Origin of the sequence: Rhizobium sp. CBN3, from assembly GCF_030518245.1 — a bacterium.
Classification (GTDB): Bacteria; Pseudomonadota; Alphaproteobacteria; order Rhizobiales; family Rhizobiaceae; genus Rhizobium; species Rhizobium aethiopicum_A.
In genome coordinates this window covers 240,328-256,098 of the sequence record NZ_JAULSE010000003.1, presented here as the reverse complement: position 1 = coordinate 256,098, position 15,771 = coordinate 240,328, and the positions used below count along the sequence as shown (strand labels likewise).

At 60.9% G+C, this 15,771-nt stretch carries 15 protein-coding genes; 8 read left to right on the top strand and 7 right to left on the bottom strand.

All coding sequences use genetic code 11. From position 1 onward, the window contains the following. Positions 1 to 165: 165 nt before the first annotated feature. Complete coding sequence (pssA, locus tag QWJ46_RS06565) at positions 166 to 1,011, bottom strand: CDP-diacylglycerol--serine O-phosphatidyltransferase (RefSeq protein WP_302749960.1); 846 nt, start codon at positions 1,009 to 1,011, stop codon at positions 166 to 168. A 55-nt stretch (positions 1,012 to 1,066) separates the two neighbouring features. Then, positions 1,067 to 1,870 (bottom strand): phosphatidylserine decarboxylase, encoded by an 804-nt coding sequence (locus QWJ46_RS06560; RefSeq protein WP_281413893.1) that lies wholly within the window; start codon positions 1,868 to 1,870, stop codon positions 1,067 to 1,069. A gap of 182 nt (positions 1,871 to 2,052) precedes the next feature. On the opposite strand from QWJ46_RS06560, the gene QWJ46_RS06555 reads away from it, so the two are divergent. From QWJ46_RS06555 to QWJ46_RS06545, 3 genes are read left to right on the top strand one after another with little or no spacing between them, the layout of a single operon-like run. Next, the gene (locus tag QWJ46_RS06555) at positions 2,053 to 2,367 is read left to right on the top strand and encodes a helix-turn-helix transcriptional regulator (RefSeq protein ID WP_302749959.1); all 315 of its coding nucleotides are present in this window, start codon (positions 2,053 to 2,055) and stop codon (positions 2,365 to 2,367) included. Then, entirely contained in the window at positions 2,364 to 2,723 is a 360-nt protein-coding gene (locus QWJ46_RS06550; RefSeq protein ID WP_184453298.1) for an SRPBCC domain-containing protein, read from the top strand. Before QWJ46_RS06555 ends, QWJ46_RS06550 begins: the two co-directional genes overlap by 4 nt. Positions 2,724 to 2,768: 45 nt before the next feature. After that, a complete protein-coding gene (locus QWJ46_RS06545; RefSeq protein WP_302749956.1) occupies positions 2,769 to 3,380 on the top strand; it encodes an ATP-dependent Clp protease proteolytic subunit in 612 nt (203 codons plus the stop codon). Between the two features lie 61 nt (positions 3,381 to 3,441). Here the strand turns inward: QWJ46_RS06545 and QWJ46_RS06540 are convergent, their stop codons facing one another. After that, a complete protein-coding gene (locus QWJ46_RS06540) occupies positions 3,442 to 5,319 on the bottom strand; it encodes an ABC transporter ATP-binding protein/permease (protein ID WP_302749954.1) in 1,878 nt (625 codons plus the stop codon). 211 nt (positions 5,320 to 5,530) lie between these two features. Then, positions 5,531 to 7,585: a LysM peptidoglycan-binding domain-containing protein gene (locus tag QWJ46_RS06535; protein ID WP_302749952.1), complete on the bottom strand. Its 2,055-nt coding sequence runs from the start codon at positions 7,583 to 7,585 to the stop codon at positions 5,531 to 5,533. Positions 7,586 to 7,739: 154 nt separating this feature from the next. Between QWJ46_RS06535 and QWJ46_RS06530 the strand changes: the two genes are divergently transcribed. Further along, entirely contained in the window at positions 7,740 to 8,363 is a 624-nt protein-coding gene (locus QWJ46_RS06530; RefSeq protein ID WP_184453289.1) for a TIGR00730 family Rossman fold protein, read from the top strand. Positions 8,364 to 8,409: 46 nt separating this feature from the next. Here the strand turns inward: QWJ46_RS06530 and QWJ46_RS06525 are convergent, their stop codons facing one another. Beyond that, positions 8,410 to 9,345 carry a LysR family transcriptional regulator gene (locus tag QWJ46_RS06525; RefSeq protein ID WP_184453287.1) on the bottom strand — a complete coding sequence of 312 codons (936 nt, stop codon included), beginning with the start codon at positions 9,343 to 9,345 and terminating at the stop codon, positions 8,410 to 8,412. Positions 9,346 to 9,432: 87 nt separating this feature from the next. Between QWJ46_RS06525 and QWJ46_RS06520 the strand changes: the two genes are divergently transcribed. From QWJ46_RS06520 to QWJ46_RS06510, 3 genes are all read left to right on the top strand, one after another. Then, positions 9,433 to 10,326 (top strand): MBL fold metallo-hydrolase, encoded by an 894-nt coding sequence (locus QWJ46_RS06520; protein ID WP_302749950.1) that lies wholly within the window; start codon positions 9,433 to 9,435, stop codon positions 10,324 to 10,326. Next, entirely contained in the window at positions 10,319 to 11,326 is a 1,008-nt protein-coding gene (locus QWJ46_RS06515) for an alpha/beta hydrolase (protein ID WP_302749948.1), read from the top strand. The genes QWJ46_RS06520 and QWJ46_RS06515 overlap by 8 nt, the downstream gene beginning before the upstream one ends. Before the next feature lie 94 nt (positions 11,327 to 11,420). Beyond that, the gene (locus QWJ46_RS06510; RefSeq protein WP_302749947.1) at positions 11,421 to 12,353 is read left to right on the top strand and encodes a hypothetical protein; all 933 of its coding nucleotides are present in this window, start codon (positions 11,421 to 11,423) and stop codon (positions 12,351 to 12,353) included. 31 nt (positions 12,354 to 12,384) lie between these two features. Here QWJ46_RS06510 and rarD read toward each other — a convergent pair whose 3' ends face one another. Beyond that, a complete protein-coding gene (gene rarD / locus QWJ46_RS06505; RefSeq protein ID WP_184453279.1) occupies positions 12,385 to 13,302 on the bottom strand; it encodes an EamA family transporter RarD in 918 nt (305 codons plus the stop codon). Between the two features lie 312 nt (positions 13,303 to 13,614). On the opposite strand from rarD, the gene QWJ46_RS06500 reads away from it, so the two are divergent. Continuing rightward, a complete protein-coding gene (locus QWJ46_RS06500; RefSeq protein WP_184453277.1) occupies positions 13,615 to 14,094 on the top strand; it encodes a GNAT family N-acetyltransferase in 480 nt (159 codons plus the stop codon). Between the two features lie 18 nt (positions 14,095 to 14,112). Here QWJ46_RS06500 and cimA read toward each other — a convergent pair whose 3' ends face one another. Further along, entirely contained in the window at positions 14,113 to 15,726 is a 1,614-nt protein-coding gene (gene cimA, locus QWJ46_RS06495) for a citramalate synthase (RefSeq protein WP_302749946.1), read from the bottom strand. Between the last annotated feature and the right edge of the window lie 45 nt (positions 15,727 to 15,771).

The window sequence follows — 15,771 nt, the reverse complement described above, 5'->3', positions numbered from 1 at the left end:
TTAACTGAAGCCTACGTTGGTTAATACTTACTGAAGGGAGCGGTTCCAAAAAAATCGCAAAGCGGTTTTCCCCCCGGGAAAACGCGTGGGCGTATATCCGGGAACTAGGTGACAACAGGAGAGATGCAATTCCGTGGCCCGGGAGAATACGGAAGCGCGCCGAGGTCAGATGTGCCGGCCGATATCGTCGTCGCCGACGCCGGGTTCCTCGATCGTCAGCGTCCCATATTTGCGCCGCCATCTGCGTGCGCCGAAGGGAAGGGAGACGAGATAGGCGGCAACGGTAAAGACCATCACCTCCCAGGTGTAGCTCATCAGCAGAGCCACATAGAGCACGACGCCGAGCATCATCGGCAGCACCAGATCGCGCCGCAGGCGGTTGCCTTCCGATTTGCCCGACCAGACCGGCAGCCGGCTGATCAGCAGGAAGGCGATGGCGACGGTGTAGATGGAAGAGAGATAGGCGAAGGTGCGGTCCGTCGCCAGACCGAGAAAGCCGAGATAGACCGGCAGCAGCACCAGCATGGCGCCGGCCGGCGCGGGCACGCCGACGAAATATTCCGATTGCCAGCTCGCCTTGTTTTCGCGCTCGGCCATGACATTGAAGCGGGCAAGGCGAAGGCCAGCGGCGATCGCATAAATCAGCGCTGCGATCCAGCCGAGCGAGCGGGCCTGGTCGAGCGCGAAGACATAGACGACGAGAGCAGGCGCAACGCCGAAATTGACGATATCGGCAAGCGAATCCATCTGCGCGCCGAACTTCGAGGTCGCCTTCATCAACCGTGCCACGCGCCCATCGATGCCGTCGAGGAAGGCGGCGAGCAGTACCATCGCGACGGCGAGCTCGTAACGGTTCTCGAAAGCGAGCCGGATGCCGGTCAGCCCGGCGCAGATCGCCAGAATGGTGACGAGGTTCGGAAAGACGAGGCGGAACGGAATCTCGCGCAGGCGCGGACCGCGGGCGGAATCATCCGGCCCGTTTGGCTCGAAAGGCGGAAAGGGTGTTTCCATGTCGCGTTCCAATCGTTCCTAGAGCAATTCCGGCAAGGGCGCGGGGTTCCGCGGCTTAGCCGCGGCGACTGATAACCGGACCCTTGGCCGAGGCGAATTCGGCGATGACCGTTTCCCCGGCAATCGCCGTCTGGCCGAGCGAGACGCGAGGCGCTGCACCGGCGGGCAGGAACACGTCGAGCCGCGAGCCGAAACGGATCAGTCCGAAACGTTCGCCGGCGTCCAGCGGCTCGTTGGTGTTTGCCCAGCAGAGGATACGCCGCGCCACGAGACCGGCAATCTGCACGACGCCGATCTGGCCGTGCCGGGTTTCGATCACCAGTCCGTTGCGCTCGTTGTCCTCGCTCGCCTTGTCGAGTTCGGCGTTGACGAAGCTGCCGGAGCGATAATTGATGCTGACGATGCGCCCACGCATCGGCGCCCGGTTCACATGGCAGTTGAAGACGTTCATGAAGACCGAGATGCGCAGCATCGGCTCGGAGCCGAGGTCGAGCTCTGCCGGCGGGGTCACCATCTGGATCGCCGAGACCTTGCCGTCGGCGGGAGAGATCACGAGATCGTCGTCCTGCGGCGTCACCCGCTCGGGATCACGGAAGAAATAAGCGCACCAGAGCGTGAAGATCATGCCGATCCAAAAGAGCGGCTTGAAGATCCAGCCCAGCACCAGCGATGCGACGAAGAAGGCGGCGACGAAGGGGTAACCCTCCTTGTGCACGGGCACGATCGTGTTGCGAACCGTGTTGAACAGGCTCATGGCTGCCGGTCTCCTTGCTTTTCGGTTTTTGCTGGTTAGCGAAAAACCGGCTCCTGAGCAATGCTGCGACCCTGGCCCTGGTTCCGTCGTCGTGGTTCTGAACAACAAAAGCCGGTAACGCTACCCAACCACTAACGTAAATGCGGAATTGCTAAGGTTTTATGATCCCACTTTGTAGCTTTTGACCGGCTTCGGCCCGATGCGGACATCGTCTAGGATTTCCGCAGCAACAGAAAGCTGCCTCAAAATAGCTTGCGAATCGCATAAGTGCGTGCTTATGTGTCCGCATGATCGAGAATGACTTTTTCCGAGCTTTGGCAGACCCGACCCGCCGTGCGATCTTTGAGAAGCTGGCGGCAGGGAGCATGAATGCTAGTGCCTTGCGCGAGGGCATGGAGATTAGCCAGCCGGCGATGTCGCAACACCTCGCGGTTCTGCGCAGTGCAAAGCTCGTGAGGGAAGAACGACAGGGTCGCTTCGTGAATTACGAAGTCAACCCCGATGGGTTGGCTCTCATCGCCCAGTGGCTCGCAAAATACCGCGCCTATTGGCCGGAGCGTATCGCAGCACTCAAAGCCTTGCTGAAGGACATGGATCAATGAACGAAGGGAAGACCAAGGAGCAGGATAGCGGCGTCGAGTTGGAGTTTGACTTGGGCGATCCGCCGCAAAAGGTCTGGCGTGCCGTCACCATTCCCGAACTTCGGGAAAGGTGGTTGCCGAAGGATGCGTTGGCTGATCCCGATGCGATCACCGTCACCCCCGGCCAGAAAGTTCGCTACAAGCTGCGTGACGATAACCCGCCTTTCCTTGAAAGCACCGTGACGTTCACGATCACCCCGAATGCCACTGGCGGCACCTGCCTTCGGATCGTCCACGAACTGACGGACGCAAGATTCGACGGAATGGCAAGAGCGCCGGCGAACAGCAACAGCCCGCCCCTCATGCTCGCCGCCTGACACGGCGAGCCTCCCCTTAAAATTCTGAAAGTCTGGAGGTCGCCGATGCGCGCAGCGATGCAACTCGTCCCTATGGTCATAGAACAGTCCAGCCGGGGGGGGCGATCCTTTGACATCTATTCCCGGCTTCTGCGCGAGCGGATTATCTTCCTCAATGGCGAGGTGAACGATACCGTTTCGGCCCTCGTCTGTGCGCAACTGCTGTTTCTTGAAGCGGAAAACCCCAAAAAGCCCATCAACCTCTATATCAATTCGCCGGGCGGCGCCGTGACCAGCGGCGTGGCCATATACGACACCATGCGCTTCATCCGTGCGCCGGTTCATACACTTTGCATGGGGACGGCCCGTTCAATGGGATCGTTCCTGCTGATGGCAGGCGAACCCGGCGAAAGAGCCGCATTGCCCAATGCCAGTATCCTCATTCATCAGCCCTCCGGCGGCTTTCAAGGGCAGGCTTCCGACATGCTGATTCACGCCGAGGAAATATTAAAGACCAAGCAACGCATGACGCGGCTCTACGCGGAGCATTGCGGACGTTCCTATGAAGACTTTGAGCGCGGGATGGATCGCGACCGCTTCATGACGGCGGAGCAAGCGCTTGAATGGGGTCTTATAGACCGTATTCTGAAAGTTCGCGAAGACACGAGCAGCCTATAAGCGATGACCGGCCAACATTCCACATTTACGTACGGGCTGAGTAACGCTGCCGCCTCCCGCTTCAGCTTGCCGGGGCAAGCCGCGCGATCACGCCCATCTCGTCGCTTTCGCGCACCTGCTTCAGATGCTCCTCCGCCTGTGTCGCCTCGCGCTGGCGGTTCCACATCGAGGCATAAAGGCCGTTCCTTTCGAGAAGGGCGGCATGGGTGCCGCGTTCGGCGATCTCGCCGCTTTTGAGCACGATGATCTCGTCGGCGCCGATGACGGTCGAAAGCCGGTGGGCGATGACCAAGGTCGTGCGGTTCTTCGAAACCAAGTCGAGGGCCGTCTGGATTTCCTGTTCCGTCGTCGTATCGAGGGCCGATGTCGCCTCGTCGAGGATCAGGATTGGCGGCGCCTTGAGGATGGTGCGGGCGATCGCCACACGCTGTTTTTCGCCGCCGGAAAGCTTGAGCCCGCGCTCGCCGACCTTGGTATCGAAACCTTCGGGCAGCGCCTCAATGAAATGGGCGATCTGCGCCACCTCGGCCGCTGCAAACACCTCGCCATCACTCGCCGATGGGCGGCCGTAACGGATATTGTAGGCGACCGTGTCATTGAACAGCACGGTATCCTGCGGCACCATTCCGATATGAGAGCGCAGGCTCTTCTGCGTCACGGTGCGGATATCCTGGCCGTCGACGGTGATGCTGCCGCTCTGGATATCGTAAAAACGGTAGAGCAGCCGCGACAGCGTTGATTTGCCGGCGCCCGACGGCCCCACCACCGCGACCGTCTTGCCGGCCGGCACGTCGAAGGAAATGCCTTTGAGGATCGGACGCGCCGGATCGTAAGCGAACTGCACATCCTTGAAGGAGATCGCGCCCTGGCCGATCCGAAGCTCGGCAGCGTCGGGGGCGTCCTTGACCTCGGCCTTCACCTCGAGCAAGTCGAACATCTGCTCGATATCGGTCAGACCCTGGCGGATTTCGCGGTAGACGAAACCGATGAAATTGAGCGGTGCGGAAAGCTGCAGCAGCATCGAATTGACGAAGACGAAATCGCCAACCGTCTGCTCGCCGCGCTGCACCGCCAACGCCGACAGCACCAGCATGATCGTCGTGCCGATACCGAAAATGACACCCTGGCCGAAGTTCAGCCAGCCGAGCGACGTCCAGACGTCGGTCGCCGCTTTCTCGTAGCGCTCCATCGACTTGTCGAAGCGTTTGGCCTCCATCTCCTCATTGCCGAAATATTTGACGGTCTCGAAATTGAGAAGGGAGTCGATCGCCTTGGTATTGGCGTCGGTGTCGCTGTCGTTCATCGAGCGGCGGATGGCGATGCGCCAGTCGGATGCGCGGATCGTGAACCAGATATAGGCCGAGACGGTAAAGGCTGTGACGGCAAGATAGGAAAAGCCGTAGCCCCACCAGAAGATCACCGCCGTCAGCAGGAATTCGATGACGGTCGGAACGGAATTGAGGATCGTGAAGCGCACGATCGTCTCGATGCCCTTGGTGCCGCGCTCGATGATGCGCGACAACCCGCCGGTCTTTCGCTCAAGATGGAAACGCAGCGACAGCTCGTGCATATGCACGAAGGTCTTGTAGGCGAGCTGGCGCACGGCATGTTGCCCGACGCTGGCAAAGAGCGCGTCGCGCAGTTGATTGAGGCCGAGCTGGATCAGCCGGGTGACGTTATAGGCGATGACAAGGGCGATGGCGCCGGCAAGCAGCGGCGGTACCGCGCCGGCAAGATCCATCCTGCCGTTCAGCGCATCGGTGGACCACTTGAAGAAATAGGGGACGAGCAGCAGGACGAATTTGGAGATCAGCAGATAGACCGACGCCCAGACGACACGCATCTTGAGGTCGGTCCGCCCGGCCGGCCACATATAGGGCCAGAGGTTGAAAAGCGTCCGCAGCAGGTGCGATTCCGAGACTGTCTTGCCGTTTGCCATGCCGTATCTCCAGTCCGGATGATTTGCTTCGATTTCCGGCAAGGCGTGGGGCAGGGGCGCGCCTGGCGCGCTCACCTGAATCCCGAACCGCCACCGGCAGATAGGGCGTCGGGCCGAGGAATGCAACACGTGCAGGGGCCGGGAAAAGTGAGGCCGGGCGTTTCTCCCGCCCGGCTTCATCATGTCGCGTTGCGCTTAAGCTGCCGCCTTTTCAGAGGTGCTGCTTGGAGAGCCGTTTACGGTGCAGTTCCTCGGCATTCGGCAGCGCGTCCTTCGGCAGGCCGAAAATCTGGCCGGGACGAATGCGATCCGGGTCGACGATCTTGTCCTCGTTGGCGATGTAGATCGTCGTATAGCGCACGCCGAGGCCATAGGTTCGGCGCGAGATCTGCCAAAGCGTGTCGCCACGGCGGATGATGACCGCCGCATTGTTTGCCGTCAGCGGCGCCTGTTCGAACGTCTTCGGCTGATTGCTCGCAGCATCGTTTGCGGCGGGCGCGGCCGGTGCGGGCGTGTCGGTTAGTTCACCGATGATCGCACCCAGTCCGTCGAGCCCAGCGCCGACTGATTTTGCATCCTTCGGCAGATCCTGCAGCACCTTCAGCGCCTTGGCGGCGGTTTGCGAGGAGGCGCCGGAGGCCTGCTTGAAGCTGTCGGACGCATCTGCCGCCGGGCGGAAGTCGGCGACAGAGCGCAGCGCGAATTCCGTTGCCGAGCGCGCCGCCGCCAGCTGTTCGGCACCTGGCAGCTTGCCATCGGCAAACAGCCCCGTCAAAAGCCCGAACGCCTTGCCGGCTTCGGCCTTGAGCTTGCCGAGTTCGCCTTCGTCGAGCGGTACCATCGAGGAAGCGCCGTTTGCATCGGCGGGGCCGGCTTGAGCAGCAACCCGCACCTGGTCGCCCGCCGGGCGGTTGAAATTCACTGCGGCCCGCACGATCACCTTGCCCGTGGGATCGACAACGTCGACGCGAATCTTATGATCGCCGACCGAGAGGGCCGCGACACCGTCGATGACGAAATGGCCGTCGGGTCCGGCCGTGTCCTGGCCGACAAGGCTGTCGTCGGCATAACCGAGGACCTTGGCGTTGGCGCGCGCCGTGCCGGCAATGAAGATCTTGTTGCCCTCGATCTCGACAGCGTTGACCATCACATCCGGCGCAGTGGCCTTGTTGGTTTCGCCAGCACCGGGAACGGCCGGCGCCGCATCTGTCCCGCTGGCGGAGGCGTCGGGCAGACCGGGCGTCTGCAGCGCCAGCTCACCGGTCGGTGCTGCTGTTGCGGCAGGCGCGTCGGCTGCAGCGGTCCCGCCAGTTGCCGGCCTGTCCGCAGCCGGCGCCAACGGATTGGAGGCGTCGGCGACTTCGGTGTCCCCTGTCGGCGCAGTGATGATGCGGCTCGCCGCGCCAGGCTTGGAGACCATCGCGAGCAGGTTTGCGGCATTGCCGTCCTTCGGCACGGAAACGGTGGCGACTTCTTCGGAAAGCGCGGTCTTGCCATCCTTGCCCGTCACCTTGAGCACGAGCTGGTGGTCGCCGGCCGGAAGCGGATCGTCGAGGACGGCGGCGAAATCGCCGCTCGGGCCGATATCGGCCGTCGTCACCACCTTTTCGCCGTCGAGTACTTCGAGCTTGCCGTTCGGCTCGGCGGAGCCGGCGATCACGGTCGATCCATCAGGCTCGACACGCAGGACGTCGAAGGCGGGAAGTTTCGGGCCGGCATTTGCGGCCGCCGGGGTCGCGGCAGAGGCAGGTTCGGGGGCACCGGTCAGCGCAGCTTCGGCCCTGGCAATCGCGGCAGGCGCATCCGCCATATTTTCCGGCAGCGACTGCACGATGGCGAGCGCCTTGGCGCCGCCTTCCTTAATCTTGATGGCAATGGCTTGTGTTGCGGGATCGATGCCCTCGGGAACGGTGAAGCCCACAAGTGCGGTGAGCGCATTGACGGCCTTGGTCTTGGCGGCGGTGAAGACATCGAGAGCAGGGCCTTTGCCATCCGCAAACAGCGCCTTCAGCTCGCCGAGCGCCACGCCGGCGTCGGCCGAAAAGCGTCTGACCTGATCGGCGACCCCAGTCGAGTCGGCCACGGCAGAGCGTGATGTCTTTGCCGCTTCGTTAACCGTGTTCTTGAGCTCCGTGCCCGCCTGGTTGATGGCGTCGCCGACTTTGGATGCATCGCCGCCGATGCGCGGCATGACGAAGAATACCATCAGTAGGATTGCGATTACGAGCACTGCAAGGGCCAGCAAGCCGGCACGGTTCTTCATCATTATGTCTCCCAAGGCGGCAATTTGCCGTAGTAACCGAAATTGCTAGCGATTTCCGATGCTTTCCACAAGCATTCAACGCAATTTCGCAAGCTCGGTATGCTTCTTTTCAGTCAATTTTCTTGACTGCATTGAAATGGAATAGTTGTTTTGCCCTATGACCGAACAATCTGTATCGATTCGATCCATCTGCGTTTACTGCGGCTCAAGGCCGGGACGCGATCCTTCCCACATGGCGGCCGGGCGTGCTCTCGGAAGAGAGATCGCCGAATACGGCCTGCGCCTCGTCTATGGCGGAGGTACCAAAGGCATCATGGGCGCGGTTGCGAGCGGGGTGCTTTCAGGCGGCGGTCAGGTGACGGGCATCATCCCGGAATTTCTGATCGATATGGAAGCGACTCGCCATTCGCTCGGTCAGCTCAACGAACTTATTGTAACCCCTGACATGCACGCGCGCAAACATACGATGTTCGAGCGGTCCGATGCCTTCGTCGCGCTGCCCGGCGGCATCGGCACGCTGGAGGAGATCGTCGAGATCATGACCTGGGCGCAGCTCGGCCGTCACGAAAAGCCAATGGTCTTTGCCAATATCAACGGTTTTTGGGATCCGATGATGGAGCTGATGCGCCATATGACTGAAGAAGGCTTCCTGCACACCGCCCATCGGGTGCAGCCGCTCGTCGTCGACGACGTCGCCGGCATCATTCCGGCGATCATGGCCCAGGCCGCCCAGCTCGCCGCCGATCGTGAGGGCGAGGACGAAGTGATTTCAAAGATGTAGGCGGCGTAGCAGTCCTTGGAGCAATCCCGCCGTTTCGCCGGCAAATTCAGCTATACGCCGAAACAAGCTGCGTCACCTGAGATCGCATCCATCGATTGGCGGGATCATTGTCGCCTGCCGCCGACCAGACCATCGATATCGGGCTCACCATTAGATCGAGGGGAACTTCGGCCATCGCTAAGCCGAACAGACCGGCATACCGCTTCACAATTCTGGTCGGCAGAGTTGCGATCAGGGGCGCTTCGAGGACCGTGGTCAGCACGGTGAGGAATTCCGGTGCTGCCACAGAGACGTCGAGCCGCACGTTGATCCGCTTCAACGCATCATCAATGCAGCCTTCGATGGCGTCCTTCTGGGAAACCAGGGCATGCTTCAGGCCGACATAGGCGTCGCGGTCCAAAGTTTCGGGAAGATCAAGAAGCTTCGGATTGTAGCAACACATCAGCGATTGCTCGAACAGCAGGCTCCGCCGATGTCTGTTGTTGCCGTCATCGTAGCAGCCGACGCCGAGGTCGATGACATTGTCGTCCAAGAGCTTATGGACCAGCTCGGGGTCGACCGCTCGCGCAAGCACTTTGATACCGGGGGCCGTCTCGCTCAACATAGCGGCGAGACGCGGCACGAGCAGCACCTCAAGCTCGCTGGAAAAGCCGATGCGGAATATTTGCTCAGCCCGGCCCGGCTCGAAAGTCGCCGGCGTTACGATCGCCTGCTGCGTGCGAGTGAGTATCTGCTCCACGGCTTCGGCGAAACGCAGCGCCCGATGGGTCGGCTGCATGACCTGGCCGACACGCACGAACAACTCGTCCTGAAGCAAGGTCCGGAGAGTGCCGAGATTATGGCTCATGGCGGGCTGCTGGATTTTCAGCCGGACAGCCGCCTTCGTCACGCTCCGCTCCTTCATGAGGGCATCGAAGGCGACGAGCAGGTTGAGGTCGAAAGACCACAAATTGAAATGATCGATGGAGACAATTTCATTCATCGATTTGATCGTTGCACGAATTCTCCTTACTGTCCATAGGCAACAGACAGCGCTGTCCCGGTCCAGTTCAACTCGAAAGGAAATTCCATGAGCGATCTTGGAAAGGAATATCGTATTGCCGGCGTGACGGTCAGAAAGGTGCAGGAGCAGTATCTGCACAACGTTCCGCCCTCATTTCTCTACCCGACTGCCGGATCTGAGGAGATCAAGGCGGTCGAGCCACGTCTTTCCGCCGTCGATATGGAAGAGGGCCGCGATGCCCTTGTGGTGAGCATCCACAGCTGGCTTGTCACGACGCCCGACCACGTCATCCTCATCGACACGGGGTCGGGTAACGATAAGGAAAGACCGCGCAATCTCGCCTTCCATCAGCAGACCATCCCGTTTCTCCACAGGTTGCGCCAGGCAGGTGTCGAGCCCGAAGACGTCGACTTCGTCATAAATACCCATCTTCACGTCGATCATTCCGGCTGGAATACCGTGCGCGAGGACGGAAGATGGATCCCCACTTTCAAAAACGCACGCTACGTCTTCCCGCGTGCCGAGCAGGAATATTATGCGTCGACGGCAAGCCACAACGACGTCAACATTCCCAGCGCCGGTGTCTATGAAGACAGCGTGCGGCCAGTGATCGAGGCGGGGCTTGCCGATTTCATCGACGGTGCAGGCGGTCCTTTCCTGGATCACTTTACCTTCTTGCCGACGCCTGGGCACAGCATCGGCCATATGTCCGTTCTGCTGAAGGCGGACGATCAAGCGGCAATCTTCGCCGGCGATGTCATGCACCATCCGATCCAGGTCGAACGGCCCGACCTCAACACGGTCTTCTGTGAATTCCTGGATCAGGCTGCCCAGTCCAGACGGCGCGTACTCGAACTCGCTGCCGATAATCACGCCATGTACTTCTCCACGCACTTTCCCGGTTCGTCTGCTGGATATGTCACCCGCGACGGCGCAAAATTCAGGTGGTCCTATGTCTGACAACAAGCTCGCATCTTCAGCTTTTGACGCCGGCGAGATCGTATTCGACGAGCATTACGTTGATAGCGGGACCGACGGCATCAAGCTTTATCTCCGCAATAAGCGAAGGAAGGACCACAAAGTCTTTCTCGCAGGGAAAACGATCGTGATGGTGCATGGGGCGACCTTCTCGTCCGGAAGTCTTTACGACGTACCCTTCAACGGGATGTCCTTCATCGACTTCCTCGCTCATCGAGGCTTCGATGTCTTTGCGGTTGATGTCCGGGGCTATGGAAAATCGACCCGCCCGCCGGAGATGCAGGCGGCGCCCGATCTCAACCCCCCGCTTGTCGCCACAGATACCGGCGTCGCCGACTTCGCAACGGCCATCGATTTCGTCCTCCGGCTTCGCGGCCTGAAGGCTGTTAACGTCTTTGCAATGTCGTGGGGCGGTACCGTGGCCGGTGCATATGCTGCGCGCAACCCCGACAAGGTCGTCAAGCTCGCCTTGCTCGCGCCGCAATGGCTGAGTGACGTTGCCATCCCCATCGATCAGGGCGGCGCGCTCGGCTCCTACAGGCTTGTTCCGGTCCATGCGGCCCTGGCACGTTGGCTGGGCACCGTACCCGAATACGCGCGTGAACGTCTTGTGCCTGAGGGCTGGTTCGACCTCTGGGCCGCACTGACCCTCTCGGAGGAGCCGTCGCAGGCCGACAGAGAGCAAGGCAAACTCCGGGCCACGAACGGGCCGATCCAGGACATCCGCACCTACTGGAGAGCTGGAGCCCCCTATTATCGGCCAAGCGAGATTCGCGCGCCGGTGCTGCTGTTGCACGGCGAATGGGACAACGACGTCCCGCTCGATCTGGCGCGGGCCTATTTCGAGCAACTGACCGGTGCCTCCTATAGGCGATGGGTGGAAATCGGGGAGGCGACGCATCTCGCCCTCATGGAGAGCCAGCGCATGCAGGTCTATTCCGAGGTTGCCCGCTTCTTCGACGAAGATTTCAAACCGGAATAGAGTCTGAACGACGTGGCTCCGGGATCGGATCCGGAGCCCGCTTCCTCCATCAAGCCGGTCGCGCGTTCACCGTCCATCAAACCCAGTCTTTCCCATGACAATTCTGATCACCGCCATCCTGGATGCCGGACGAAGTGCCGTCGACATCGCCATATTCACCTTTCTGCCGCTGATGATCGTGACATTTTCGCTGATGCGCTACCTCGAGGGCATGAGCGCACTGCGATCAATCGCCGGCAAGGCCAACCCGCTCTTTAGAGTTTTCGGCCTGGACGGTTTTGGGGCCTTGGCGATCATCCAGCTCAGCCTCGTAAGTTCGGCTGCCCCGGTTGCTGCCCTGTCGCTGATGGCGCACAAAAGAACATCGGAGAAATTTATGGCCGCCGCCTTTGCGGCGGTGCTTGCGGCTGCGCCGGCAAATGCCAGTTTCCCTCTCGCAAGTATCGGTATCGATCCCGGCTTGATCATAATAAACGGCGTTTGCGGCGCGCTCGTTGCGTCCACTCTCGCCTGTTGGATCGTTGGGCGCCGTTCCTTGCCCGGAAAGCCCTGTTCCTGCGACAGGGCGAATGACCACGACGTGGCGAGGCGCGATCTGCTGGCGGCGATAAATCGCGGTGGCACAGATGCCATCGGCGTCGTTTCTGCGATCCTGCCGGTGCTCGTGATTTCACTGGCTCTGGTAAGGCTTACCCAAAGCACAGGCGCACTTTCCGCCTTCACGTCCGCTGCGCAGCCATTGCTTCAGCTGCTCGGCGCCTCGCAGCAGGATGTCCTCTTCCTGCTCACAAAGTGCCTGGCAGGATCGAGCGCAGCGGTCACCCTGTTGCTTAACGCCCACAAGGAACTGAGCCTTCCGCCGGAGAAAATCATTCACGGATCCGCATTTCTGCTAAACCCTCTCGATCTTCCCGGCCTTTCCATTCTTGTCGCTTCGGTGCCGGCGCTCCGCTCGGTGGCGGGGATTGCCGTCTTGAGCGCAATGACCGGAATTCTCGTCCGCACAGCGCTGCTATCCTGGCTTTGAGCCAACGCTCCGGCTTGCGATGAGAGAACGGCTACATCCTTCCGCGGCTTCCCTTCAGCATCGACCAGCTATAGAGGAACAGTCCCGCCCAGATCAGCGGGAAGGCGATCATCCGCGCCGTGCCGAGCGGCTCCCGGAAGACGAAGACCGCGATCAGGAAGATCATCGTCGGCGCGATATACTGCATGATACCGATCGTCGAGAGCTTCAGGAGCTTGGCGCCGTTGGCATAGATCATCAGCGGCACGGCGGTGATGACGCCGCAGCCGAGCAGCAAGGTCGTATCGGCAAGGCCGGTACGGTAGAAATGACCCAGGCCGCTGCCATATTCGAGATAGAGGATGTAGACGAGGGCCGGCCCGCTGAGGATCAGAACCTCGAGGAAGAAACCCTGGTTGGGCCCAAGCGGCAGCGTCTTGCGCAGCAGCGCATAAAAACCCCAGCTGACCGCCAGCGTCAGCGCCACCCATGGAATGCCGCCGCTGTCCAATGCGAGAATGGCGACGGCAAGGGCCGCAAGCGCGATCGCCGCCATCTGCAGCGGCTGCAGCTTCTCCTTGAGCAGCACCGCGCCGAGGAAAATGCTGAACAGCGGATTGATGAAATAGCCAAGCGCTGCATCGAGCGAATGGCCGGCGCCGATCGCCCAGACATAGGTACCCCAGTTGACGGTGATCAGCGAGGCGGTGAGCGCTGCCATCGCCAGCATGCGCGGCGAGCGCAGCGCTGTCGCAATATCACTGGTGCGCCCGAGCACGATCAGCACGATGCCCGCGAGCGGCAGCGACCATACGATGCGATGGGCGATCACCTCGGCCGGCGGAATATGCGCCACCGCCTTCATGTAGATCGGCAGGAAGCCCCAGAGCAGATAGGCGGTCAGCGCGAAGGCGAAACCGCGCGGACTGTCTTCGTTCTTGGCCAGCGGAACGGATACATCGGTCGACATCGGGCGTTTCCATCTTTGTTCTTCTTCTGATCCGGCCTAGCTTAAGCGCCGTGAATAGGCCAATTCATTTCGTTGAATGAAGGGTAAGGGGATTTGAAACGGATGGCGGAAGAATGAACGTATGATAGCGGCAAAGGCTGGTATCGCCTCCCGAAATCCGAATCCTGTTCCAGCTGCTCCGCGGGCAGGCGACAGGCGGACCAATCGAGGGAACAAACTGGCAAACCCGCTGATACGATCTGCGCATTCAGTTGACAGGCCCGGCAGGTTCTTTCATCTGGAGCGCCAAGCGCCAGATCAGGAGCCTCTTACATGACCCTTACCGTACGTCCGGCAACGCCTTCAGACGCGGCAACGATCCTACGATTTGTCCGCGAATTGGCCGATTATGAAAAGGCGATCCACGAGGTCGAGGCGACCGAGGAGAGCACGCGTGCGGCGATCTTCGGCGACGGTTCGGTCACGCATGCGCTGATCTGCGAACGCGAGGGTCAAGCCATCGGCATGGCGGTTTATTTCTTCAGCTATTCGACCTGGCAAGCGAAGAACGGTCTTTATCTGGAAGATCTCTACGTAACACCGGATGCGCGCGGCTCGGGCGCCGGCAAGGCGCTTTTGCGGCGCCTGGCGCAGATCGCGCTTGAGAAGGATTGCGGCCGCTTCGAATGGAGCGTGCTCGACTGGAACGAACCCTCGATCCGTGTCTACGAGGCGATTGGCGCGGAGCCGCAGAAGGAATGGATCCGCTATAGGATGGCGGGCGAGACACTGGCTGCGTTTGCCCGCGGTTAGCCGAACCGGCGGAACAGATTATTCCGCCGCGATCTTGCCCGCCAGCTGCCGGTTCTTCATCAGCTTGTAGATGACGGAATCCATCAGCGCCTGGAACGAGGCGTCGATGATGTTCTCCGAGACGCCGACCGTCCACCAGCGCACACCGTCACTGTCGGTGGATTCGATCAGAACGCGGGTGATTGCCGCCGTGCCGCCATTGAGGATACGCACCTTGAAATCGGCGAGCACCAGATCGTCGATCTCGTGCTGGTACTTGCCGAAATCCTTGCGCAACGCCAGATCGAGTGCGTTGACCGGTCCTTCGGCCTCGGCAACCGACATCAGCGTCTGGCCGTCGATGGTGATCTTCACCACGGCTTCGGAGACGATCTTGATGCGGCCGTGGGAATCGAAGCGCCGTTCGATCATCACCCGAAAGCCGTCGATCGAAAAGAAATTGGGAATGGTGCCGAGCGTACGGTGCGCCAAGAGTTCGAAGCTTGCATCCGCGCCCTCATAGGCATAGCCGGAAGCCTCGCGTTCCTTGACGATCGAGATCAAGAGATCGAGCTTCGGATCGTCCTTGGCGACAATAATGCCGCGCCGCTTGAGGGCATTGATGAAGTTCGCCTTGCCGCCCTGGTCCGACACCATGACCTTGCGGAAATTGCCCACGCTTTCCGGCGGCACGTGTTCGTAAGTGCGCGGATCTTTCAGCAGGGCGGAAGCGTGGATACCGGCCTTGGTGGCGAAGGCGGAGGCGCCGACATAGGGCATCTGGTGATCCGGCGAGCGGTTGAGCAGCTCGTCGAAGGCGTGCGAGAACCGGGTGAGGTTGAGCAGCCGCTCCTCGTCGATCGCCGTTTCGAAACGGGTGTTGTAGGCGCTCTTCAGCGCCAGGGTCGGGATCAGCGTCACCAGATTGGCGTTGCCGCAGCGCTCGCCGATACCATTCAAGGTGCCCTGGATCTGCCGGACGCCGGCTTCGACGGCAGCAAGCGAATTGGCGACCGCCTGGCCGGTGTCGTTGTGAGCGTGAATGCCGAGACAGCGGCCGGGAACGCCTGACGCGATCACCGCTTCGACGATGGCGCGGACCTCCGGCGGCTGCGTCCCGCCATTGGTGTCGCAGAGGACGACCCAGCGGGCGCCGCTTTCATAGGCCGTCTTCGCGCAGGCGATCGCATAGGCCGGATTGGCCTTGAAGCCGTCGAAGAAATGTTCGCAGTCGACGATCGCCTCCTTGCCTGCGCCGACCGCCGCCTTGACGCTTTCGGCTATGCATTCGAGGTTCTCCTCATTGGTGCAGCCGAGCGCCACGGCGACATGATAATCCCAGCTCTTGGCGACGAAACAGATGGCGTCGCTTTTGGCCTGCAGCAGCCCGGCGATGCCTGGATCGTTGGAGACAGAAACGCCAGCCCGCTTGGTCATGCCGAAGGCGACGAAGGTCGCCTGGCTCGTACGCTTCTCGCTGAAGAAGGCCGTATCCGTCGGATTGGCGCCGGGATATCCGCCTTCGACGTAATCGAGGCCGAACTCATCCAGCATGTCGGCGATCGCAATCTTGTCCTCGACGGAAAAGTCGATGCCGGGCGTCTGCTGCCCGTCCCGGAGCGTCGTGTCGAAGAGATAGATGCGTTCTTTCATGTCGTTTCCTCCCGGCGAGCGGGTGTTGTTGTACTGCGGATGCTG

What these genes read in the sequence shown, in the direction of transcription:
- QWJ46_RS06530 (WP_184453289.1), top strand. Translation starts at nt 7,740, where the DNA reads ATGACCGAACAATCTGTATCGATTCGATCCATCTGCGTTTACTGCGGC.
- rarD (WP_184453279.1), bottom strand. Translation starts at nt 13,302, where the DNA reads ATGTCGACCGATGTATCCGTTCCGCTGGCCAAGAACGAAGACAGTCCG.
- QWJ46_RS06525 (WP_184453287.1), bottom strand. Translation starts at nt 9,345, where the DNA reads ATGAATGAAATTGTCTCCATCGATCATTTCAATTTGTGGTCTTTCGAC.
- QWJ46_RS06545 (WP_302749956.1), top strand. Translation starts at nt 2,769, where the DNA reads ATGCGCGCAGCGATGCAACTCGTCCCTATGGTCATAGAACAGTCCAGC.
- QWJ46_RS06510 (WP_302749947.1), top strand. Translation starts at nt 11,421, where the DNA reads ATGACAATTCTGATCACCGCCATCCTGGATGCCGGACGAAGTGCCGTC.
- QWJ46_RS06540 (WP_302749954.1), bottom strand. Translation starts at nt 5,319, where the DNA reads ATGGCAAACGGCAAGACAGTCTCGGAATCGCACCTGCTGCGGACGCTT.
- QWJ46_RS06520 (WP_302749950.1), top strand. Translation starts at nt 9,433, where the DNA reads ATGAGCGATCTTGGAAAGGAATATCGTATTGCCGGCGTGACGGTCAGA.
- QWJ46_RS06515 (WP_302749948.1), top strand. Translation starts at nt 10,319, where the DNA reads ATGTCTGACAACAAGCTCGCATCTTCAGCTTTTGACGCCGGCGAGATC.
- pssA (WP_302749960.1), bottom strand. Translation starts at nt 1,011, where the DNA reads ATGGAAACACCCTTTCCGCCTTTCGAGCCAAACGGGCCGGATGATTCC.
- QWJ46_RS06500 (WP_184453277.1), top strand. Translation starts at nt 13,615, where the DNA reads ATGACCCTTACCGTACGTCCGGCAACGCCTTCAGACGCGGCAACGATC.
- cimA (WP_302749946.1), bottom strand. Translation starts at nt 15,726, where the DNA reads ATGAAAGAACGCATCTATCTCTTCGACACGACGCTCCGGGACGGGCAG.
- QWJ46_RS06535 (WP_302749952.1), bottom strand. Translation starts at nt 7,585, where the DNA reads ATGATGAAGAACCGTGCCGGCTTGCTGGCCCTTGCAGTGCTCGTAATC.
- QWJ46_RS06550 (WP_184453298.1), top strand. Translation starts at nt 2,364, where the DNA reads ATGAACGAAGGGAAGACCAAGGAGCAGGATAGCGGCGTCGAGTTGGAG.
- QWJ46_RS06555 (WP_302749959.1), top strand. Translation starts at nt 2,053, where the DNA reads ATGATCGAGAATGACTTTTTCCGAGCTTTGGCAGACCCGACCCGCCGT.